A 21,395-nucleotide genomic window follows, 5' to 3' on the forward strand; every position below is an offset into this window, starting at 1 on the left:
ATGCCCCGACCCGGGTAGAGACGGATAATGGCCTCATGGCGGAACCCGGCCCCGGTCTCGGCGACGCACCTGTGGCCCGCCACCTCGCGCCGGCGCAGGTGGCGGAACTGCTCGCGCTCGATGTCGACTCCGTCATGGCCCTCGTCCACGAAGGCCGGCTGAGCGGCGCACGCCTCGGGTCGCCCGCTGTGTGGCGGATCGAGCAGTCCAGCGTCGAGGCGTACCTCGACGAGCAGGCGGAGGAGGCCCGACGGATCGCACTGTGGCACGAGTCGCAGATCGCGAGTTTCCCCGAGGTCTGGGGCGCCCGAGGCACGCGACCGTAGGGTCACGTCAGCACGGGTGACGCGTCCGCGTCGACGCGCAGCCAGGCCAGCGATGCGAGAGGCACGAGGCGAAAGCCCACCACCTCCGCCGGGCGCCGCGGCGCGTCGAGGGCGTGCACGGCGAGGTCGAGGTGGTCCGCGCCGACGCGGTCGAGCGTGCCGGTGGCCGTGCGGCCGCCCCGCAGCCCGAGCGTCGCGGGCACGCGGCGGCGGGCGAGGTCGCGGAGCGCGAAGCCCAGTGTCACCCGTGCGGCCAGCAGGTCGGGGCCGGTACTCGCCCGGGCGCTGCGCAGCAACTCGGGCTCGGAGGCCCCGATCAGGCGTACCGCGGCGAGCGGCACGATGAGCACGCCGGCCGCCGGCGGACGGCCCGCAATCCAGTCGGCGCCCACGGCGGCGATCGCCGCCTCGTGCCGCGATCCGTCGACGAGCTCGAACGCCACGGGGTCGGTTCCGACGAGGGCGCGCAGGCGGTCACGCAGCGCCAGCCCCGCGATCCGGAGCCGCTCGGACTCGGAGTCGAGCGCGGCACGCTTGGCGTCCCATTCCGCCGCGAGCTGGTTCTCGAGGTCCTGGAAGAACCGTTCCCATCGCACGGCACGACCGTAGGCGATCCGCCCACGGCGCGCCGTCGGTTCTCCACAGCACCCGCCCTGCACAGGCATCTATGCCTCGTGCCGGCCCGGAAGGGGCCGTGCTGAACTGCTGGCCATCTGCCGAAGGACCGGAGGACGCGGAGGGAGGGGCACCATGTCGATGCCGATGACGTCGCGGAGCGGAAGACGCCGCGTCCGCAGCGCCCTCGACGTGAACGAGCTGTTCGCCCCGCAGCGCACGCCGACCGCCGAGCTGCCCGATCCCGCGCCGCTGCTCGACGGACTCGCGCGCGGCGTGCTCGAGGTACTCGCCGGGGTGCGCGACGTCGATCAGCTCGCGCGCTGGCTCGCCGAGGAGCCGTACCGCTCCCTGCTCACCCGGGCCAATCTCGCCAAGCGCGCCCGCAGCGCGCGGCAGCAACCGGCACGGCACCCCGCCTACGCGATCCGGTCGGTGCGCTGGTCCTCACCGGCGGACGGCGCCGTCGAGGGGGTTGTGGTCGTCGCGACGCCCGGCCGCATGCGGGCGGTCGCGGTGCGACTGGAGGGGATGGACCGGCGCTGGCGCGCGACCTCACTCGCGATCCTGTGAGCGCGGGAATCAGGAGCCGCGCGCCATGCGACGAGCCGCCGCCAGCTCGTCCGACTGGCGCGCGAGGCGGTCCTCGAGCTCGTCGACGCGACGGCGCAGCTCGAGGATCCTGCGCACGCCCGGGAGCGAGACGCCCTCCTCCCCCAGCCGGAGCACCTCGCGCAGCCGCTCGATCTCGTCCGCCGAGTAGCGCCGCTGGTTCCCCTGCGAGCGGTCGGGCTGCACGATCTCGAACGCGTCCAGGCGGCGCAACTGCGCAGCGGGCACGCCCAACAGCGTGGCGACCTGACCGATCGTGTAGAACGGCTCGTCCGACAGGATCCGTTCGGTCGCGCGTCCGTCACCTTGCGCGGCGCCCTCGCCCACGGTGCTTTCCGTTCCTTCGTCGTGCGACGACGCTGCTTCCGCCGTCTTTTGCGGTTTGGTCGCAGGTATCTTATAACTTAAGTTGCAGGTTTGCTTTCACTCCGTCTCGGAGGCCGGCCTGCCGTTCCACCCCGCGGCGCCGCCCAGGCGATCCACGCTGTGCCCGCTGCGGCCGGCCTCCTCGTCGCAGGGAGGTTCCATGCCGTTGACGACTCCAGCCACCTTCGCGGACCCCATCACAGGGCCCGACGCGTCGCCCCGCCCCTCGTTGCGCATCGGGATGGTGGCACCACCCTGGTTCTCGCTGCCACCCGCCGGATACGGGGGGACCGAGGCGGTGGTCGCCGGCCTGGTCGACGCGCTCGTCGCGCGTGGCCACGAGGTCGTGCTCGTCGGCGCGGGGCGCAACGGCACGAAGGCGCAGGAGTTCCACGCGGCGTACGACACGCCGCCCACCTCGCGCCTCGGCGAGCCCGTGCCCGAGGCGATCGCCGCCGCATTCGCGCGCCGCGCGCTCGAGGAGGCCGGGGTGGATGTCGTCCACGACAACACGCTGTGCGGCCCCCTGCTCGCCGGCGGGCGCGCGGCGCCCACGGTCGTCACGATGCACGGACCGGTGTCGGGCGAGAACGGGCGCTACCACGAGCTACTCGAGCGCAGCGTCTCGGTCGTCGCGATCTCCGACGCGCAGCGACGCGCGAACCCGCGGATCAACTGGTGCGGCACCGTCCACAACGCGATCGACGTCGCATCGTTCCCGATGCGCGAGCGCAAGGACGACTTCCTCCTCTGGATCGGTCGATTCAGCCCCGACAAGGCGCCGCATCTCGCGATCGACGCGGCACGGGCGGCCGGCCGTCGCGTCGTGCTGGCGGGCAAGCTCAACGAGAGCGCCGAGCACGCCTACTTCGACGCCGAGATCCGGCCGCGATTGGGCCGGGGCGCGGAGTACGTCGGCGAGGCCGACGCGTCCCTGAAGCGCGAGCTGTTCGCCGCGGCGCGCGCGCTGATCTTCCCCATCCAGTGGGAGGAGCCGTTCGGGATGGTCATGGTCGAGGCGCTGGCATGCGGCACACCGGTCGTCGCCACCCGTCGGGGCAGCGTGCCCGAGGTGGTGGACCATGACCGTACGGGCATCATCGTCGACCGCGATGCGGACGCGCGTGGTCTCGCGGATGCCATCGTGGCCGCGGAGGGCCTGGATCCTCACGAGTGCCGACGGCAGGCCGAGCAGCGCTTCGACCTTGCGGTGATGGCGGAGGGCTACGAGCGCGTGTATCGCGCCCTGGTCGAGCCCATCGAGCCCCTCGACCTGTACGGCGAGGGGCGCGACGCCGCCGGTCTCGTCGCCGCCTGAGCGGTCGAGGGAACGAGAAGGCGCCGGGGACTCCCCCCGGCGCCTTTCCCGTCCCGCCCCGCAGTCGACGCGGAGCGCTCAGCCGAAGAGCGCCGAGGCCTCCTCGTAGCGCGACAGGGGCACCGTGTTCAGCTCGCCCAGCGCATCCTGGAACGGCACCCGCACGATGTCCGTTCCCTGCATGGCGACCATCTGGCCCCAGGCGCCGTCCACGACCGCGTCGATCGCGTGCAGACCGAGACGCGTGGCGAGCACCCGGTCGAATCCCGAGGGCGCGCCGCCGCGCTGGATGTGGCCGAGCACGGTCGCCCTCGTCTCGATGCCCGTCTTCTCCTCGATCAGCGGAGCGAGCACCTCGCCGATGCCGCCGAGGCGCGGGCGGTTGAAGGCGTCGAGCCCCTTGTCGCTGTACGCCTCCTCCTGGCCCTTCAACTTGAACCCCTCGGCAACGACGACGAGCGGCGCACGGCCGCGGTCGTGCGCCGAGATCACCTGCTCGCAGATCTCGTCGATCGACAGCGGCACCTCGGGGATGCAGATGATGTGCGCCCCGGCGGCCATGCCCGAGTGCAGCGCGATCCACCCGACGTGCCGGCCCATGACCTCCGCCACCATGCATCGCTGGTGCGAGTCGCCGGTGGTGCGTAGGCGATCCATCGCCTCCGTCGCGATGTTCACAGCCGTGTCGAAGCCGAACGAATAGTCGGTCGCGCGCAGGTCGTTGTCGATCGTCTTCGGCACGCCCAGCACGTTGATGCCGTCGTTGTAGAGCCGCTGAGCGGCCGCCAGGGTGCCCTCTCCGCCGATGGCGATGATCCCGTCGATGCGGTGCCCGTAGAGCGTCTTCGCGATGTTCTCCGGGCCACCGCGCTCGCCCTCGTAGGGATTCGTGCGGCTCGTGCCGAGGATCGTGCCGCCGACCTTCGACAGGCCCTTCACCTCGTGCCGCGTGAGCGGGAGGAAGTCGGCGTCGACGAGGCCGCGCCAGCCGTCCCGGATGCCGACGAACTCGATGCCGTAGGTCTCGGTGCCCTTCAGCACGGCACCGCGGATGACCGCGTTCAGGCCGGGGCAGTCGCCGCCGGAGGTCAGGATTCCGATCTTCATGCGCGCCCCACAGCCGTTCGGGTCGACTGCCGCACGCAGGTGACGTTTCCGATCTTCATGGCGCCAGCCTAGAGCCTTCGTCGCCGCCCCGGGCGCCGCTCGCGGCCCCCGGAACGGCGCTCGGTCACTCGCCGCCGAGCGCCTCGCGGGTGAGGTGCATGAGGGCGGCCAGCTGCACCGATTCGCTCGCCGCCTCGTCGGTCGCCTCGCCGTCCAGCGCGCGGGCCGCGAGGCCCTGCTTCTGGTCGATGAGCTCCGCGATCTTGGCGTCGATCGTGTGCGCGGCGATGATCCGCCATGCGGTGACCGGCTCGTCCTGGCCGATGCGGTGCACGCGGTCAATCGCCTGCGTCTGCTCGGCCGCCGTCCAGCTCAGCTCGGCCAGCACGACGTTCGACGCCACCTGCAGGTTCACGCCGACGCCCGCGGCCGTCAGCGAGCAGACGGCGATGCCGACGGCGGGGTCGTTCACGAACGCGTCGATCGCCTCCTGGCGGGCCGTGGATGTCTGGTCGCCGCGGATCGAGACCGCGCGGATGCCGTTGGCGGCGAACAGCGCCTCGGCCTGGTCCATGACGTCGATGTGCTTGGCGAAGAACACGACCTTGCCCACCGAGCGCTGCAGCTGCGCGGCGTAGTCCGCGGCCAGCCCGGCCTTCGCCTGGCCGATGCGGCGCACCATGGCGAAGACGTTGTCGCCCTCGGCGCCGGCGGCCTTGGACTCGTCCAGCTCGCCCTGTGCCACGAGGCGCACGATGTCGTCGTCGATCTCGCCCGGCTGGAGCCCGCGATCCCCGCGCGCCTCGACGATGCGCCGATACCGCGCCGCCAGGCGCTCGGCCAGCTGCCGCTCCGCCTCGCGGATGCCGCGGCCGAACTCGTCGTCCAACTGCACCGGCATGTCGGCGATGAGCTTGTCGGGCAGGTCGCTCGCGACGTCCTTCTTGCGACGCCGGACGATGCCCATCGAGATCACCGCGTCGCGCGCCTCGGGGTAGAACGCCTTGTCGGCGGGAGTGAGCCCGGTGCCGTCGAGCTTCTCCATGAGCTCGGGGCCGGGCTTCTCGCCGTTGGTCCAGCCGAGGAAGCGCCAGATCGCGTCGAAGTCCTCGACATCGTTGATGAGGGGCGTGCCCGTCAGCGCCATGAGCAGCGGCCGGCCACCCGGGGTCGTCTCGCGGACGCGCTGGGCAAGGGCGAGCACGTTCTGGGACCGCTGCGACGAGAGGTTCTTGATGAAGTGGGCCTCGTCCACCACCATGCCGCGCAGCCCGATGGCGCCGAGCCAGCCGATGTGCCGATCGAGGATCTCGTAGTTGACGATGAACACGTCGGCGAAGGCGTCGACGTCGTTGCCGTCGCCGTTGATCACCGTCGCGCGGCGCTGCGGCGTCCAGCGCTCCACCTCGCGCGCCCAGTTCATCTTCACGACGTTGGGCACGACGACGACCAGGGGGTAGGCGTTCGCGACGGACGCCGCAAGCACCGACTCGGCGGTCTTGCCGAGACCGGGCTCGTCGGCGAGCAGGAACGAGCGGTGGCCGGCGCGTACCGCCTCGAGGAAGCGCGCCTGGTGCACCATGACCTCGAGGCCCTTGGGCGAGACGCGGTCGAACTCGGGCACCGGCGGCAGCGGCATCGTGGCCGCTCCCCCGCCCGCGCCCATCTCGAACGCCTTGTACAGCGGGCCCATCAGCTCCCAGCCGTCCAGGCGGCGACGCGGCGTGGGGGCCGGCACGCGCGAGAGGTCGGGCGCGAGGAACGGGTTCGCGGCGATGCGCGACTCGATCTGCGGCGGCACGACGGCGCGCTCGGTGGCGACCTGAGGCACCATCGGCGGCACGACGACGGGCTTGGCATCCGAGATCACGAGCTCCTCAGGCGGAAGCTCGGCGCCCGACTCGAGCAGCCAGTCGCGCCGCATGCGCTGCGCGACGGGCGAGGTGGCGTGATCGGCCTCGAGCAGCTGAATGAGCGACGTGTCGCGGGCTGCGGTCTTGGCGAGGATCGTCGCCACCCCGTCGAGGCGCTTGAGCAGCTCGGCCCGCGCGGCATCGGTCAGTTCGGGGTCGGCCTTGACCCTTGCGCGCTCCTCGCGCACGAGGAACGCGATCACCTGGAACTTGACGCGGTTCGTGGGGCCCAGCTTGTTGCGCTGGGCCTTGGCCTCGACCTCGCGCACCTTGCGGGCGAGGATCGGGATGAGAGGTGCCTCGTCGTCGCGTCGTGCGGACGAGGACGTCTTGCGCTGTCGCGCGGGTGCCGTGGTCGGCATGCTCCTCCTGAGCGTCGATGCGGCCGGTCGAGCGGCCGTTCGAAAGAATCGTGCGCCCCACGCGTGCCGAGGGATTTCGGACGACCAGGACGGGTCCGGCCGGGGAGGCGCCGGCTCGCTCACCCGGCGCAGAGCGTCGAACGGATGGCGGCGAGCCGCTCTCAGTCTAGGGCATGGTCCTCGACAGGCACAGCATGCGTCACGCCCCCGGCGGAACTCCGACGGGGGCGTGACGCGGCGGCTCGCTCAGTGGAAGGCGCGCAGACGCAGGCTGTTCAGCACGACGAACACGCTCGAGAACGCCATGGCGGCGCCCGCGATCATCGGGTTCAGCAGCCCCAGCGCAGCCAGCGGGATGGCGGCGACGTTGTAGCCGAAGGCCCAGAACAGGTTGCCCCGGATGATCGACATCATCCGGCGCGACAGGCGGACGGCATCGCCCACGGCGGCGAGCGATTCGCGCACGAGCGTGACGTCGCTCGCGTGCCGCGCCGCGTCCGTGCCGCCGCCCATCGCGATGCCGAGATCGGCCGCGGCCAGTGCGGCGGAATCGTTGATGCCGTCGCCGACCATCGCCACCCGGTGTCCGTTCGCCTGCAGCTCGCGGATGTGCGCGATCTTGTCCTCGGGCGACGCTCCCGCGACCACGCGATCGATGCCCACGCGGCCCGCGACGTCCTGCGCCACGCGCTCGTTGTCACCGGTCAGCAGCACGACGTCCACGCCCAGCCGGCGCAGGCTCGCCACCGCCTCCGCGCTGTCGTCGCGCACCGTGTCCGCAACGACGAGCACGCCACGCGCCGTGGGCGCCGTCTCGCGGGACGCGGGCCAACCGACCACCACCACGGTTCCCGCGGCCTCCTCGGCCGCCCGAGCGATGTCCTCGGAGATCCGTGCGCCGCGCTCTCGGGCGAACGAGAGACTGCCGGCGAAGACCTCTCGCCCGTCGACGCGCGCGGTGATGCCGCGCCCGGCGTGGCTGCGGAAGTCGGTGGCGACCCGCGCGTCGTCGGCGGCCGCCACGATCGCCCGGGCGATGGGGTGCTGCGAGCCCGACTCCGCGGCCGCGGCGAGCGCCATCAGCTCCTCGCGCGTCGTGCCCTCGGCGGGCACCACCGCGTCGACCGTCATGCGGCCGCGCGTGACGGTCCCGGTCTTGTCGAGCACGACGGTGTCGATCCGACCGGCCGTCTCGATCGCCTCGGGTCCCGTGACGAGCACGCCCAGCTGCGCGCCACGGCCGGTGCCCACCAGGATCGCGACGGGCGTCGCCAGGCCCAGGGCGCACGGGCACGCGATGATCACGACGGCGATCGCCGCCGTGAGTGCCGCATCCACGCCGCCGCCGGCCAGCAGCCAGACGACGAGCGTCAGGATCGACAGGGCGATCACGGCGGGCACGAACACCGCCGAGATGCGATCGGCGAGGCGCTGGACCCGCCCCTTGCCCGCCTGCGCGTCCTCGACGAGGCGCGCCATGTGCGCCAACCGGGTTGCGGAGCCCACCGCCGTCGCGCGCACGATCAGTCGGCCGTCCGTGGCGATCGTGCCACCGGTCACGTCCTCCCCGGGACCGGCGTGCACGGGCGCCGACTCGCCCGTGATCATGCTCGAATCCACGGCGGCGTCTCCGCTCACGATCACGCCGTCGGCGGCCACCCGCTCCCCCGGGCGTACGACGAACAGGTCGCCGGTGCGGAGCCGCTCCACAGGTACCGTCTCACCGTCGCGTCCGTCCGCGCTGGCGAGCGTCACCTCGTCGGCGCCCAGCTCCATCAGCGCCCGCAGGGCGGCGCCTGCTCGCCGCTTGGAACGCTGCTCGATGAACCGGCCCAGCAACAGGAACACCGTCACGACGGCGGCGACCTCGACGTAAACGTGCCCGCCCGTGGCGGCCGCCCACGCGCTCCACAACAAGGCGGCAAGCGTGCCAAGGGTGATGAGGGTGTCCATCGTCATGGCACCGTGGCGCGCATTCGCGAACGTCGCGCGGTGGAACGGCCATCCTCCCCACAGCACGACCGGTGTCGCGAGCACCAGGGCCACCCACTCCCAGCCGGGGAACTGCAGCGGCATCAGCATCGACAGTGCGAGGACGGGGACCGCGAGGATCCCGCTCACGATCAGGCGCGTGCGCAGCGGCGTCGCACCACGCGCGTCCTCCACATCGTGGGAGTGGCCGCCGTCGCCGGGGCCATGCGACGCGTGCTCGTGCCCGCCGTGCGCCTCGCGCGGCGCCGCGTCATCGCTGCGCACACGGGCGTCGTAACCGGCAGAGCGCACGGCCTCCACCAGCCGTTCGCCGTCGACGCCCTCCGGCGCGAACACCCGCGCCGATTCCGTGGCGAGGTTCACCGCCGCCTCCACGCCGGGAACCGCGCGCAGCCGCTTCTCCACGCGCGCCACGCAGCTGGCGCACGTCATGCCCTCGATGTCGAGGACGACGCCGCGGGTCTCGCTCATTCGATCCATCTTGGCCTCCTTTGTCATCCCCACCAACAGCATACCCCCCGGGGGTATTCCGCCTGCCATCCCGGCGTACGCTGGAGGAATGCCGGGCACCTACACCGAAGCGCAGATCGCCGCGACCATCGACCACGCCGTCCTGAAGCCCGACTTCACGCGCGCCGACGTGGACCGCCAGCTCGACATCGCCGCGGAGTGGGGCGTGTGGAGCGCCTGCGTGCGCCCGTCGGACGTCGCCTACGCCGTGAACCGGCTCGACGGCTCCGGCGTGCGGGTCTGCACCGTCATCGGCTTCCCGCACGGGACGACGTCCACTGCGACAAAGGTGGCGGAGCTGCGACGTGCCCAGGAGGACGGGGCCACGGAGTTCGACATGGTGCTGCACATCGGCGCCCTCCGCTCGGGCGAGGACGATTACGTGCGCGACGACATCGCCGCCGTCGTCGAGGCCGCCGGCCCGTTCGTCAGCAAGGTGATCCTCGAGACGAGCTACCTCGATCAGGAGCAGATCGCGCGCGGTAGCCGACTCACCGAGGCGGGCGGCGCGACCTTCGTGAAGACCTCGACGGGCTTCGCGGGCGGCGGCGCGACGGTCGAGCACGTGCGGCTCATGCGCGAGAGCGTCTCTCCGGGCGTGCAGGTGAAGGCGTCCGGTGGCGTGCGCGGCCTCGACGCCGCGATCGCCATGCTCGACGCCGGCGCGACACGCCTCGGCACGAGCGCCACCGCCACCATTCTCGGCGAGCTGCGCGCCCGGCTGACCGGCGAGGAGTCGTCGGGCGCCGAGGACGTCAGCTCCTACTGATCCCCCACCGAACACTCACCCCTGCAAGATGCGGCGCGTGCGGGCGACGTCGTCGCTCATCTGAGCGATGAGCGCGTCCACCCCGTCGAACGCCACCATGCCCCGCAGGCGCTCCTGGAAGAGCACGTCCACCCGCACGTCGTAGAGATCGAGGTCGGTCTGGTCCAGCACGTACGCCTCGACCTGCGACGCGTCCACGTCGCCGAACGTGGGGTTCGCGCCGACCGAGATCGCCGCCGGGTACCGCCCGGCGGCCTGGCCCTCGGGCGCCCGCACAACGAGCCACCCGGCGTACACGCCGTCCGCCGGCACGAAGCCCTCGGCATCGGGCGAGAGGTTCGCCGTCGGGAAGCCGAGCTCGCGGCCGCGCTTGAGCCCGTGCACCACCTCGCCCGACACCGCCGGCAGCCGCCCGAGCAGCGTGGCGGCGCGGCTCACGTCACCCTGTGTGAGCAGCTCCCGAATCCACGTCGACGACACGCGCCGGCCGTCCTCGGCGCTCGCGATGTCATCGATCACGTCGACCGTGAAGCCGTGCTCGCCACCGAGGCGCTCCAGCAGCGCGACGTCGCCGGCGCCGGCGCGGCCGAAGCGGAAGTCGCGCCCCACGAGCACCCGTCGGGCTCGCAGGGCGCCCACGAGCACGCGCCGCACGAAGTCCCCGGCGTCCTCGGCCGCGAGCGCTTCGTCGAAGCGCAGCATGAGGGCGGCATCCAGTCCGGTGCCGGCGAGCAACTCGACCTTCTGGCGATTGCCCACGAGCGGACGAGGGCAGCGCTGGGGCGCGAGCAGCGCCAGCGGATTCCGATCGAAGGTGACCGCCACGCTGCGCAGCCCGCTGCTCGCGGCGGCGGCGATCATGCGCTCGATGATCGCTCGATGGCCGGCGTGCACGCCGTCGAACTTGCCGATCGCGACGATCGACTGGCCGAAGTCCGGCGGGATCTGCGACGGATCCTCGAACAGGATCATCCCGACGCCCCGGCGGCGACGCGGGCGGGCCGATGCGTGGCCAGCCACCAGATGCCGAGGAACGGCAGCACCAGCGGCACCCAGAAGTAGCCGGAGCCGTAGCGGGACCAGACCGTGTCGTCGGCGTGGAAAAGATCAGGGGCGACGAGGCTCAGGGTGCCCACGACGAGCACGCCGGCGAGTTCGAAGGAGACCGCGGCCCACGCCACCCGGTACCAGGTATCGCTGCGGGAAACGACGAGCGCCGCCGTCGCCAGCACGTACACGGCCGCCGCGAGCGCCGAGAGCAGGTACGCCAGCGGCGCCTGCGAGAAGTGGGCGATCATCTGGTAAACCGACCGGCCCGTTGCGGCAAGCGCGAGCACGCCGTAGACCCAGACCAGGATGGTGCCGATGCCGGTGATGCGGCGGGAGCGCTCGGGATCAGTCATAGCCCCTCGATTCTAGTTCGCGGGCGCCGTCGGCCCGCTGGGCGGTGCGTACCGACAGGCCCTTCCGCGCCGGCGGCGCGCATCACGCGACCTGAATGGTCCAGATCACCTGCATGCGCCACACCATCACCGCGATCGACAGTCCCACGACGCCCATCACGACGACGCTCCAACGCCCGCGCTCCACGAGCGCCCAGCCGACGGCGGCCAGCGGCAGCAGCACCGCCGACACCAGGTACATCCAGAACTCGAGCAGGTCGCCCGTGGGCGGGTTGCCCGCCAGCGGGGCGATGATGGCGACGACGACCTGCGCGATGAGCAGCAGCTCGACGATCGCGAGCGCGCCGACGCTCACGTCGCTCGGCCGCCGGCCGGCCAGTCCGAGCACGAGGCAGAGCAGCCCCGCTCCGACGGCGGCGATCACCTGCACGACCGTGAACCACAGGATCATGCGGGCTCTCCCTGTGTCTCGGAGACGTTCATCGCGCTCTTCAGCGCCGATCCGCGCGCCTCGACGATGCCGACGAGACGTCCCTCGGGGTCGATGGCGGCGGCGACGGCGCCGGACAGGCGGGCGGCCGCACCGTCGAGTCGCTTGCCGTGCCGCAGATCCCGTGCCTCCTCGGCCGTCACGTCGATCCGCCCCACCGCTCGCGCTGCGGCCTCGGCCGGGGCCAGCATCGCCTCCGCGGCGATCGCGTCGGCCGTGACCGACTCCGAGACGTCGAAGCGGCCGATCCGCGTGCGCCGCAGCGCGGTGAGGTGGCCGCCGATGCCCAGCGTGTTACCGAGGTCGCGCGCGAGGGCGCGGATATACGTTCCCGAGGAACAATCGACGACGACATCGAGCTCGACCGCGTCGGCGTGACGGCGCGTCTCGAGCACCTCGAAACGCGAGACGGTCACGGCACGGGCCCGGAGCTCGACCTGCTCCCCCGCGCGGGCGAGGTCGTATGCGCGCCGTCCGTTCACCTTGATGGCCGAGACGCTGCTCGGCACCTGCGAGATCTCTCCCGTGAGCGCCGCGATTCCCTGGGTGATGAGCTCGTCGCTGGCGCCCGAGACGGCTGCGGGCTCGGCGACGTCCACGATCTCGCCCTCGGCGTCGTCCGTCGTGGTCGCGACCCCGAGACGGATGGTCGCGAGGTACGTCTTGTCGAGGCCGACGAGGTAGGTCAGCAGGCGGGTCGCCCCCTCCACGCCGAGGATCAGCAGCCCGGTGGCCATGGGATCGAGCGTTCCGGCGTGCCCGATCTTGCGGGTGCCGAGAGCCCGTCGAGCGCGGGAGACGACGTCGTGGCTGGTCATCCCGCCCGGCTTGTCGACCAGGAGGACACCCGCATGCATGGGCTCCAGCCTACCCGCGGCGACGCGCGCCCTCAGGCGCAGGGCTCGTACGGCGGCTGGTCGCGTTGCGTGAGGGTGAGCGACGACACGCGATCCTCACCCTCGGCGAGCTCGAAGAACAGCGCGCCGTCGGCCGCCTCGCCGTCTGACTGGCGCAGGTAGGTGGCGCCACCGACCGCGGCGGGCACCTCCTCGGAGGCCGGATAGGCGGCGCGCACCTCGTCCCGCGTGGAACCGAGCCCGATCCCCACGGGCGTGCGCGGCCCGCCCGCCGGGTCTCCGAGGGCGCCCTCCACGGCGATCGTCTCGATGTCACCGGAGGAGCCGCCGACGAACCAGATCGAGATGCCGTCGCCGCCGCTCCACACGGCGACGTCGTCGCAGCCCTCGACGGGGGCCCATGCGTCCGACAGCTCCTCGAGCGTCGCGTCGTACGAGTCGCCCATCTGGACGAGGCCGACGGCGCCGCCGTGGATCACCCACGTCGCCGGATCCGCCGGGTCCTGATCGTCCATCGTCACGGCCGCATCGGACGGGAAACTCATCGTGGTGGTGGAGGAGGAGGCCGTCGGAGACGGCGTGGCGTCGCCCTCCTGACTCGCGCAGCCCGCCACCGCGACGGTGGTGAGGACTCCGGCGAACAGGGCGAAGCGGGGGTCGAACCGGAGCATGCCCCCGACGCTACGCAACGCAGGTTACGGTCGGGACGCGGACGCATCACGGTTCGGTCGCGATCGACGCGGGGGCTTCCGGCGCCGCCTCCTAGGCTGGTGGGGTGCCCACGTCCGCGACCGCCCTCGCCCCGCGGCTGCTGCCGTGGTACCGCGCGAACGCGCGCGCTCTGCCGTGGCGCGAACCCGGCTTCGGCGCCTGGGGCGTGCTCGTCAGCGAGTTCATGCTGCAGCAGACGCCCGTGGCGCGCGTGATCCCCTTGCTGGAGTCGTGGCTGCGGAGGTGGCCGTCGCCCGCCGCCCTCGCCGACGAGGCGCCCGCGGAGGCCGTGAGGGCCTGGGCGAACCTGGGGTACCCACGCCGCGCACTGTGGCTGCACCGGGCCGCCACGGAGATCCGCGACCGACACGGTGGGGTGGTGCCGCGGGAGCTCGATGCTCTGCTCGCGCTGACGGGGATCGGTGACTACACCGCCCGTGCCGTCGCGGCATTCGCCTACGGCCAGCGGCACCCGGTGGTCGACACGAACACGCGCCGCGTGCTCGCGCGTGCCGTCGCCGGTGTGGAGCACCCGGCGGCGCCGCATCGTCGCGACCTGGATGCCATGGAGGAGGCGCTGCCGGAATCGCCGGCCGACGCCGCCCTCATGAACGCCGCGACGATGGAGCTTGGCCAGGTGGTGTGCGTCGCGCGAGCCCCGCGCTGCGCGGAGTGCCCCCTTCGCGATGTGTGCGCGTGGGTCGCCGCCGGCTCCCCCTCCACCCCCGACCTGCGCCGCAAGCAGGCGCGATACGAGGGCAGCGACCGACAGGCGCGAGGTGCGGTCCTTCGCGGGCTGCGCGCCGCGGAGGGGGCTGTGCCGACCCACGACCTGCTGGTCGACTGGCCCGACCCCGCCCAGCGCGACCGCGCCATCCTCTCTCTGCTGCAGGACGGCCTCATCGAGGTGGACGGCGACGCGGTGCGCCTTCCCCGCTGACGCGATCGCTCGCGCGTCGACGCGGCGGGCGGGAGTTCCTGCCCGCGCGAAGGACGCTTGACGCACACTGAACGCGCGTTTAGTCTGCTGAACATGAGTTCAGCCGACGACCGCATGCCGCGGGCGCGCATCCGCGACGCCGCCATCGCGCGTTTTGCCCGCGACGGTTTCGGCGCCTCGGTGCGGCAGATCGCGGAGGACGCCGGTGTCAGCCCCGCGCTGGTCATCCATCACTTCGGTTCCAAGGCGGCGCTGCGGCAGGCCTGCGACGCGGCGGTGCTCCGCGAGTACGCCGCGGGCAAGGACGAGGGCCAGCGGGTGGTGCGGGACGGCGACCCGCTCTCGCTGCTGTCGGAGCTCGGCCGATACGAACCGCTGCTCGGGTACTTCCTGCAGACGATCCGCGAGGGGGGCGAGTCCGCGCGACGCATCGTCCGCGAGATGATCGCCGACGCCGACGCGCGCACTCCCGCCGCCATCACCGACGGGCTCATTCACCCCAGCCCCGATCCCCATGCCCGCAACCGTGTGCTCGTCCTGGCCGTGCTCGGGGCACTCACCCTCTCCGACCTCGTCGATTCCGACGGCCGTGCCGACGAGAGCGCGGGCGGGTCGGCGCGCCGGCTTATAGAGCGTGTCTACGTGCCGCTTCTCGAGGTGCTCACGCACGGCTACCTCACCTCGCCTGACATCTATGACGCCTTCCGCCGAACGCACGAAGGAGACCAGCAATGAATCCCATCGAGGTCGCGGGGCTGCGCAAGCGCTTCGGACGCGTGCAGGCGCTGGATGGCCTGGATCTCACCGTCGCGCCCGGCGAGGTGGCGGGCTTTCTCGGGCCGAACGGCTCCGGAAAGTCGACCACCATCCGGGTTCTTCTCGGGCTGCTGCGCGCCTCCGGGGGCAGCGCACGGTTGTTCGGCGGCGACCCGTGGCGGGACGCCGTGGCGCTGCACCGCCGGCTCGCCTACGTGCCCGGCGACGTCTCGCTGTGGCCGAACCTCACGGGCGGTGAGGCGATCGACCTGCTCGCCCGCTTCCGCGGTGGCCGCACCGAGACGCGCGGCCGGCGGTACCGCGCGCGACGCGAGGAGCTGCTCGAGCGATTCCAGCTCGATCCGCGCAAGAAGTCACGCACCTACTCGAAGGGCAACCGACAGAAGGTGGCGCTCGTGGCCGCATTCGCTTCCGATGCGGAACTGCTCGTGCTCGACGAGCCCACCACGGGCCTCGATCCCCTCATGGAGGCGGTGTTCCAGCAGGAGGTGCGTGCCGCGCGCGAGCGTGGCGCGGCGGTGCTGCTGAGCTCGCACATCCTCTCGGAGGTCGAGCGGCTGTGCGACACCGTGACGATCATCCGCAGCGGCCGCACCGTGGAGCAGGGACCGCTCGAACGACTGCGGATCGCCGCTGCCACCACGGTCGAAGGCGGCGGCGAGGCGAGCCTGGAGGAGCTCTTCATGCGGTTCTACGACCGCGAGGACGCCGCGCGATGAGCGGGCTGGAGGGCACGGGGCGCATGCTGCGACTGGCGCTGCGCCGGGACCGCGTCCGCCTCGCGGTGTGGCTCGCGGTGATCGCGGCATGCTGGGCGGCGTTCGTGGGCGAGCTCGCGTTGCTCGAGGAGGAGGGCACCCTTGCCGACAGGGCGCTCCTGCTGCGCAGCCCGGCCATGATCATGATGACCGGCCCTGGCTACGGCCTCGATGACTACACGCTCGGCGCCGCGCTCGCCACGGAGGTGACGGTATGGGTGGCAGCGGCGCTCGCCGTGCTGTCGATCCTCGAGGTCGTGCGCCACACGCGCGCCGAGGAGGAGTCCGGCCGGGCCGAGTTGCTGCGCGCGGCACCGGTGGGCCGACACGCCGCCGCAGCCGCCGCACTGCTGCTGGCGGCGATCGCCCAGGCGGCCATCGCGCTCGCCTCCACCGCGGTGATCGTGGGCCTGGGTCACGTCGCTCTTCCCGATACCCTTGCGCTCACCGGCGGGCTTGCGCTCCTGGGCCTCGCCTTCGCCGGGATCGCTCTCGCGGCGGCCCAGCTGGTCGAGCATACGCGCACGGCGGTCGGCCTCTCCCTCGCCGCCTTCGGCACGGCATTCGCCCTGCGCGCGATCGGCGACGCGCAGCAGAGCCCGGCGACGGGCTCGGCCGACACGTCGTGGCTGTCGTGGCTGTCCCCCATCGCCTGGGTCCAGCAGACGCGCGCGTTCTCGGATGTGCGCTGGTGGCCGCTCGGGCTGCTGGTGGCGGTGACGACTGCCGCGCTCGTGGCCGCCCACGCGCTCTCCGCACGGCGCGACTTCGGCGCGGGCATCCTGCCGAGCCGCCCCGGCCGCGCCCATGCCTCGCCCCTACTCGCCTCGCCCACCGGTCTCGCATGGCGCGCGCAACGCGCGGGGCTGTCGTGGACGCTGCTCGGCCTGGGGCTGCTGTGGCTCGGGTCGGGCACCGTGATGGGGTCGCTCGGCGACGTTCGCGAGATGCTTCAGGAGAACCCGCTTTACGCCGCCGTTCTGGGCGCCGACATCGTCGACGGCTTCTTCGCCCTGCTGGCACTGTTGGTCGCGATCGGCGCTGCGGCGTGGGGCGTCGCGTCCATCGGGCGGCTGCACGCCGAGGAGGCCTCCGGACGCACGGAGGCGGCGCTCGCGACGCGGGTCTCTCGCGTGCGCTGGTTGGCCGGTCAATTCGTGGTCACGGCGGCCGGTGTGGCGGCACTCGGCCTCTCGGGGGCCGCCCTCCTGTGGGTGGGCGCCGCCGCGAGCGGCACGACAGACCTGCCCGGCGCGGGCGAGCTGATCGCCCTCGGCGCGGCGCATCTGCCCGCCATCGCCGTCGCGGTCGGCGTGGCCGCCGCCGCCTACGCCTGGCTCCCGCGGATCGCCTGGATCGCATGGGTGCCCGTGCTGTGGGGCGTCATGACCGGCATGTTCTCCGGCCTCTTCGACCTGCCCGACGCCGCCCGCGCGCTGTCCCCGTTCTGGTGGGCGCCGAACCCGCTCACCGGCGCCGGCGGCGCGGACGATCAGGTGGCGGCCGCACCGGCGCTCTGGGGCCTCTCGGCCGTCGCGGTGGCACTCATCGCGCTCGCCGCATGGGGCTTCCGGCGACGGGGCGTCCCCGCCTGAGCGCATGTCGGAACCCCGGCGTATCGTCGCCGGCATGTACGAGACCAAGTCCGAGATCGAGGCACTGCAGCAGCTCCTGGATGCCTCCCACGCGCGCGGCACGGCGCACCTGCGCGAGATCATCGCCGGCGACCGTCGCATGACCGCCGCGCAGCTGGTCGCCGAGCTGACCGGCATGCGGGTGCTGACCCTCGCAACGGTCACGGCGCACGGTGAGCCCCGCGTGAGCGCGGTGGACGGGCACTTCCTCCACGGCCGCTGGACCTTCGGCACCGACGGCCGCGCCGCGAAGGCCCGCCACATCGCTGCCCGTCCCGCGGTGAGCGCCGCGCACGTGGACGGCGAGCGGATCGGGGTCTTCTGCCACGGCACCGCGCTTCGACTCACCCCCGACGACGAGCGGTGGGACGAAACCATCTCGCACTGGACGACGCACTACGGCACCGATCCCACGACGTGGGGTGACGACGTGCGGCTGTACCGCATCGAGCCGACGTGGATGGTCGGCTACCGATCCTGACCTCGCTGCGGAGCACCGCCGCCTCCGCCGAGGACCGGCATCTCCCGGGTTCCCGACGGGCGGCTATCGACGGGAGCACGGACGAATTGCTGGCCCGTCCGTGCGGGAGCTGCGATCAGTCCTCGCGCTCATCCTCGTCGTCTCGACGGTCGAGGTCGTCCTCGTCGCGCCGGTACGGGTCGGCCTCGCCGGCGTAGCGGCCCTCCTTCGCGAGGCTGGCCACGGCCTCGTCCTGCTCGCGGGCGCGCCGCAGCAGCTCGCTGAGGTGCGAGGCCTCCTCCGGCAGCGCGTCGGGGATGAACTCGAGCGTCGGCGTGAGTCGCGTGTTGAGCTTGCGGCCCACCTCGCTGCGCAGCAGCCCGGTCGCGGCCCGCAGCGCCGCGGCGGTGCCGGCCCGTTCCTCGTCGGTCCCGTACACGGTGTAGAACACGGAGGCGCTCTGCAGGTCTCCCGTCACGCGCACGTCCGTGATCGTGACGAAGCCGAGTCGCGGGTCGCGCAATCCCTTCTGCAGTCGCTCCGACAGGATCACCCGGATGCGGTCGGCCACACGGGCCTGACGCTCACCAGCCATGATTTCCCTCCTGGAAAGGCTTCTGCCGGGCGGTCGGAGGACCGCCCGGCAGAAGCCATTGAATCACTCCCGATCAGGTGCGAGGCTTCTCGACCATCTCGATGGTCTCGATCTCGTCACCCACCTGGATGTCGTTGAACTTGCCGAGGCCGATACCGGCCTCGTAGTCGGTACGCACCTCGGTGACGTCGTCCTTGAAGCGGCGCAGCGACTCGATCGCCAGGCCGTCCGCCAGCACGACGCCATCGCGGATGACGCGCGCCTTGGCGTTGCGCGTGATGGTTCCGCTCTTGACGTACACACCGGCGATGTTGCCGAACTTCGAGGAGCGGAAGACCTCGCGGATCTCCGCGAGTCCCGCCTGGGCCTCCTCGTACTCCGGCTTGAGCATGCCCTTGAGCGATGCCTCGACGTCGTCGATCGCGTTGTAGATGACGTTGTAGAAGCGGATGTCCACGCCCTCGCGAGCGGCGGCCTCACGCGCCTTCGTGTCGGGCCGGACGTTGAAGCCGATCACGATCGCGTTGTCGATCGTGGCCAGGTTGACGTCCGACTCGGTGATGGCGCCGACGCCGCGGTGGATGATCCGCAGCTGCACACTCTCGTCCACCTCGATCTTGAGGAGCGACTCCTCCAGCGCCTCGACGGCACCGGACACGTCGCCCTTGATGATGAGGTTGAGCGACTCGACCTTGCCCTCCTCGAGCGCCTTGGTGAAGTCCTCGAGCGACATGCGCTTGCGGGCCTTGGCCAGCTGGGCGTTGCGCTCGACGGCCTCACGCTTCTCGGCGATCTGGCGGGCGGTGCGGTCCTCGTCCGTGACGATGAACATGTCGCCGGCCCGCGGCACGGAGTTCAGACCCTGCACCTGGACGGGGCGCGACGGGGCGGCCTCGGTGACCGTGTCGCCGTTCTCGTCGATCATGGCGCGCACACGGCCGTAAGCCGTGCCCGCGACGATCGCATCGCCCACGCGCAGCGTTCCCGACTGGATGAGCACGGTCGCGACCGCACCGCGGCCCTTGTCGAGCTTCGCCTCGATTGCGACACCGCGCGCCGCCTTGTTCGGGTTCGCCGTGAGGTCCAGGCCGGCGTCCGCCGTCAGCAGCACCGCGTCCAGGAGGTCCTGGATGCCGATGCCCTCGCGGGCCGACACGTCGACGAACATCACATCGCCGCCGTACTCCTCGGCCACGAGCCCGTACTCGGTCAGCTGCTGACGCACCTTGGCCGGGTTCGCCTCGGGCTTGTCGATCTTGTTGACCGCGACGACGATCGGCACGCCGGCCGCCTGCGCGTGGTTCAGCGCCTCCACCGTCTGCGGCATGATGCCGTCGTCGGCGGCGACCACGAGGATCGCGATGTCGGTCACCTCGGCACCGCGGGCACGCATGGCCGTGAAGGCCTCGTGACCCGGGGTGTCGATGAAGGTGATCGCACGCTCGATGCCCTCGTGCTCGGTCCAGATCTGGTAGGCGCCGATGTGCTGCGTGATGCCGCCGGCCTCGCCGGCGACCACGTTGGTCTGACGGATCGAGTCGAGCAGTCGCGTCTTACCGTGGTCGACGTGACCCATCACGGTCACCACCGGAGGACGGATCTCGAGGTTCTCCTCGTCCTCCTCCAGTTCCTCCTTCTCGAGGTCGAGACCGAAGCCCTCCAGGAGCTCCCTGTCCTCGTCCTCGGGCGAGACCATCTGCACCTTGTAGCCGAGCTCCGCGCCCAGCACCTCGAAGGTGGCCTCGTCCAGCGACTCGGTGGCCGTGGCCATCTCGCCCAGGTGGAACAGCACGGTGACGAGGTTGCCCGGGGGCACGCTCACGCCGTGCAGCGTCTCGAGCTTGTCCGCGAAGTCCGCGATCGATGCGCCGCGGCGCATGCGGATGATCGTGTTGCCGTCGCCGCGCGGGACCTTGACGCCGCCGACGACGGGCGCCTCCCGCATCTCGAACTCTTGACGCTTCGCCCGACGCGACTTGCGCTGCTTCGACTTGCCGCCGCCCTTACCGAAGGCGCCGGCCGTGCCGCCGCGCCCACGGCCGCCGGGGCCGGGGCGACCGGGGAAGCCGCCGCCGGGCGCACCGCCGGGACCGCCGGGACGGAATCCGCCACCGCCACCGGGACGGCCGGGACCGCCCGGGCGCTGCTGGAACGGCGCGCCAGGCCGACCGCCACCACCGGGCCGGCCCGGACGACCGGGACCACCGACGCGCGGGGCGCCGGGACGCGGGGCGCCGGGGCGCGGCGGCTGCGGCTTCGGGATGTTCCCGGGTGTGGGACGCTGCCCCATGCCCTGCGCCGAGGCGAAGGGATTGTTACCGGGGCGCGGACCGGCAGGGCGCTTGCCCATGCCCTGAGCCGTGCTGAACGGGTTGTTACCGGGGCGCGGTCCACCCGGGCGCGGCCCGGGGGCCGCCGTGCCCGGGGTGGGCGCCGAGCCACCCGGCTTGGGCGCGGCACTGCCGGGCTTGGGCGCACCGGCATTGGCACCGGCGGTGGGCGCCGGGGCGGCCGGAGCCGCGGGGGGTCTCGGCACGCTGCGGTGCCGGGGTGGGCGCGGGTGCCGCCTGCTCGGCCTTGGGCGCGGGAGCCGGGCCGGGCTTCGCGGCGGGGCGCGCCGGGGTCTTCTTGCGGGCGTCTGCCGGCTTGGCATCGCCGTCGGCGGGCTTGGCGACGCCCTCGGCCTCCAGAGCGGCGCGCAGCTTGCGCGCGACGGGGGGCTCGATGGTGGACGACGGGCTCTTGACGAACTCGCCGAGATCCTTCAGCTTCGCGAGCGCGACCTTGCTGTCGACTCCCAGCTCCGCTGCGATCTCATGTACGCGTGGTTTAGCCACAATTCTCCTGTCTGGGCGGCCTGCCCGGACAGGGGCAGACCAT

At 72.3% G+C, this 21,395-nt stretch carries 19 protein-coding genes and 2 pseudogenes; 9 read left to right on the forward strand and 12 right to left on the reverse strand.

Features of this window, described 5'->3' with window-relative positions; all coding sequences use genetic code 11:
* Positions 1 to 35: 35 nt before the first annotated feature.
* Entirely contained in the window at positions 36 to 326 is a 291-nt protein-coding gene (locus N8N77_RS03770) for a helix-turn-helix domain-containing protein (protein ID WP_261164737.1), read from the forward strand.
* 2 nt (positions 327 to 328) lie between these two features.
* On the opposite strand, the gene N8N77_RS03775 is transcribed toward N8N77_RS03770, so the two are convergent.
* Positions 329 to 922 (reverse strand): hypothetical protein, encoded by a 594-nt coding sequence (locus N8N77_RS03775; RefSeq protein ID WP_261164738.1) that lies wholly within the window; start codon positions 920 to 922, stop codon positions 329 to 331.
* Between the two features lie 166 nt (positions 923 to 1,088).
* Here N8N77_RS03775 and N8N77_RS03780 point away from each other — a divergent pair, with 166 nt between their 5' ends.
* Positions 1,089 to 1,514: a heat shock 70 family protein gene (locus N8N77_RS03780; protein ID WP_261164739.1), complete on the forward strand. Its 426-nt coding sequence runs from the start codon at positions 1,089 to 1,091 to the stop codon at positions 1,512 to 1,514.
* Between the two features lie 9 nt (positions 1,515 to 1,523).
* Here the strand turns inward: N8N77_RS03780 and N8N77_RS03785 are convergent, their stop codons facing one another.
* Positions 1,524 to 1,880 (reverse strand): MerR family transcriptional regulator, encoded by a 357-nt coding sequence (locus N8N77_RS03785; protein ID WP_261164741.1) that lies wholly within the window; start codon positions 1,878 to 1,880, stop codon positions 1,524 to 1,526.
* 280 nt (positions 1,881 to 2,160) lie between these two features.
* Between N8N77_RS03785 and N8N77_RS03790 the strand changes: the two genes are divergently transcribed.
* The gene (locus N8N77_RS03790) at positions 2,161 to 3,237 is read left to right on the forward strand and encodes a glycosyltransferase family 4 protein (protein ID WP_261164743.1); all 1,077 of its coding nucleotides are present in this window, start codon (positions 2,161 to 2,163) and stop codon (positions 3,235 to 3,237) included.
* Between the two features lie 78 nt (positions 3,238 to 3,315).
* On the opposite strand, the gene N8N77_RS03795 is transcribed toward N8N77_RS03790, so the two are convergent.
* The 3 genes from N8N77_RS03795 to N8N77_RS03805 all read right to left on the reverse strand — a co-directional run bounded on the left by N8N77_RS03795 (position 3,316) and on the right by N8N77_RS03805 (position 9,091).
* A complete protein-coding gene (locus tag N8N77_RS03795; RefSeq protein WP_261164745.1) occupies positions 3,316 to 4,344 on the reverse strand; it encodes a 6-phosphofructokinase in 1,029 nt (342 codons plus the stop codon).
* A 124-nt stretch (positions 4,345 to 4,468) separates the two neighbouring features.
* Entirely contained in the window at positions 4,469 to 6,619 is a 2,151-nt protein-coding gene (locus N8N77_RS03800) for a DEAD/DEAH box helicase (RefSeq protein WP_261164747.1), read from the reverse strand.
* A 246-nt stretch (positions 6,620 to 6,865) separates the two neighbouring features.
* Positions 6,866 to 9,091: a heavy metal translocating P-type ATPase gene (locus N8N77_RS03805; RefSeq protein ID WP_396652773.1), complete on the reverse strand. Its 2,226-nt coding sequence runs from the start codon at positions 9,089 to 9,091 to the stop codon at positions 6,866 to 6,868.
* A gap of 79 nt (positions 9,092 to 9,170) precedes the next feature.
* Between N8N77_RS03805 and deoC the strand changes: the two genes are divergently transcribed.
* A complete protein-coding gene (gene deoC / locus N8N77_RS03810; protein ID WP_261164750.1) occupies positions 9,171 to 9,890 on the forward strand; it encodes a deoxyribose-phosphate aldolase in 720 nt (239 codons plus the stop codon).
* Between the two features lie 15 nt (positions 9,891 to 9,905).
* Here the strand turns inward: deoC and N8N77_RS03815 are convergent, their stop codons facing one another.
* The 5 genes from N8N77_RS03815 to N8N77_RS03835 form a co-directional block, all read right to left on the reverse strand.
* Entirely contained in the window at positions 9,906 to 10,862 is a 957-nt protein-coding gene (locus N8N77_RS03815; RefSeq protein WP_261164752.1) for a bifunctional riboflavin kinase/FAD synthetase, read from the reverse strand.
* Entirely contained in the window at positions 10,859 to 11,293 is a 435-nt protein-coding gene (locus N8N77_RS03820) for a hypothetical protein (RefSeq protein WP_261164755.1), read from the reverse strand. The genes N8N77_RS03815 and N8N77_RS03820 overlap by 4 nt, the downstream gene beginning before the upstream one ends.
* An 82-nt stretch (positions 11,294 to 11,375) precedes the next feature.
* Positions 11,376 to 11,744: a hypothetical protein gene (locus tag N8N77_RS03825; RefSeq protein WP_261164756.1), complete on the reverse strand. Its 369-nt coding sequence runs from the start codon at positions 11,742 to 11,744 to the stop codon at positions 11,376 to 11,378.
* Complete coding sequence (gene truB, locus N8N77_RS03830; protein ID WP_261164758.1) at positions 11,741 to 12,640, reverse strand: tRNA pseudouridine(55) synthase TruB; 900 nt, start codon at positions 12,638 to 12,640, stop codon at positions 11,741 to 11,743. The genes N8N77_RS03825 and truB overlap by 4 nt, the downstream gene beginning before the upstream one ends.
* Before the next feature lie 32 nt (positions 12,641 to 12,672).
* The gene (locus N8N77_RS03835; protein WP_261164760.1) at positions 12,673 to 13,311 is read right to left on the reverse strand and encodes a hypothetical protein; all 639 of its coding nucleotides are present in this window, start codon (positions 13,309 to 13,311) and stop codon (positions 12,673 to 12,675) included.
* A 104-nt stretch (positions 13,312 to 13,415) separates the two neighbouring features.
* Here N8N77_RS03835 and N8N77_RS03840 point away from each other — a divergent pair, with 104 nt between their 5' ends.
* The 5 genes and pseudogenes from N8N77_RS03840 (at position 13,416) to N8N77_RS03860 (ending at position 17,941) form a co-directional block, all read left to right on the forward strand.
* Entirely contained in the window at positions 13,416 to 14,291 is an 876-nt protein-coding gene (locus N8N77_RS03840; protein WP_261164762.1) for an A/G-specific adenine glycosylase, read from the forward strand.
* A 93-nt stretch (positions 14,292 to 14,384) separates the two neighbouring features.
* On the forward strand, positions 14,385 to 15,026 hold the full coding sequence (locus N8N77_RS03845; RefSeq protein WP_261164764.1) for a TetR family transcriptional regulator: 642 nt from the start codon (positions 14,385 to 14,387) through the stop codon (positions 15,024 to 15,026).
* Positions 15,023 to 15,715 (forward strand): annotated as a pseudogene (locus N8N77_RS03850) (ABC transporter ATP-binding protein); the annotation flags it as partial. The gene N8N77_RS03845 and the pseudogene N8N77_RS03850, both read left to right, overlap by 4 nt.
* Before the next feature lie 68 nt (positions 15,716 to 15,783).
* The gene (locus tag N8N77_RS03855; protein ID WP_261164765.1) at positions 15,784 to 17,421 is read left to right on the forward strand and encodes an ABC transporter permease; all 1,638 of its coding nucleotides are present in this window, start codon (positions 15,784 to 15,786) and stop codon (positions 17,419 to 17,421) included.
* A gap of 4 nt (positions 17,422 to 17,425) precedes the next feature.
* Positions 17,426 to 17,941, forward strand: a complete 516-nt coding sequence (locus N8N77_RS03860) for a pyridoxamine 5'-phosphate oxidase family protein (protein WP_261164766.1) — start codon at positions 17,426 to 17,428, stop codon at positions 17,939 to 17,941.
* A 115-nt stretch (positions 17,942 to 18,056) separates the two neighbouring features.
* Here N8N77_RS03860 and rbfA read toward each other — a convergent pair whose 3' ends face one another.
* A complete protein-coding gene (gene rbfA / locus N8N77_RS03865; RefSeq protein WP_261164768.1) occupies positions 18,057 to 18,515 on the reverse strand; it encodes a 30S ribosome-binding factor RbfA in 459 nt (152 codons plus the stop codon).
* A 73-nt stretch (positions 18,516 to 18,588) separates the two neighbouring features.
* Positions 18,589 to 21,352 (reverse strand): annotated as a pseudogene (infB, locus tag N8N77_RS03870) (translation initiation factor IF-2).
* Between the last annotated feature and the right edge of the window lie 43 nt (positions 21,353 to 21,395).

The organism is Microbacterium sp. Marseille-Q6965 (assembly GCF_946151065.1).
GTDB lineage: Bacteria > Actinomycetota > Actinomycetes > Actinomycetales > Microbacteriaceae > Microbacterium.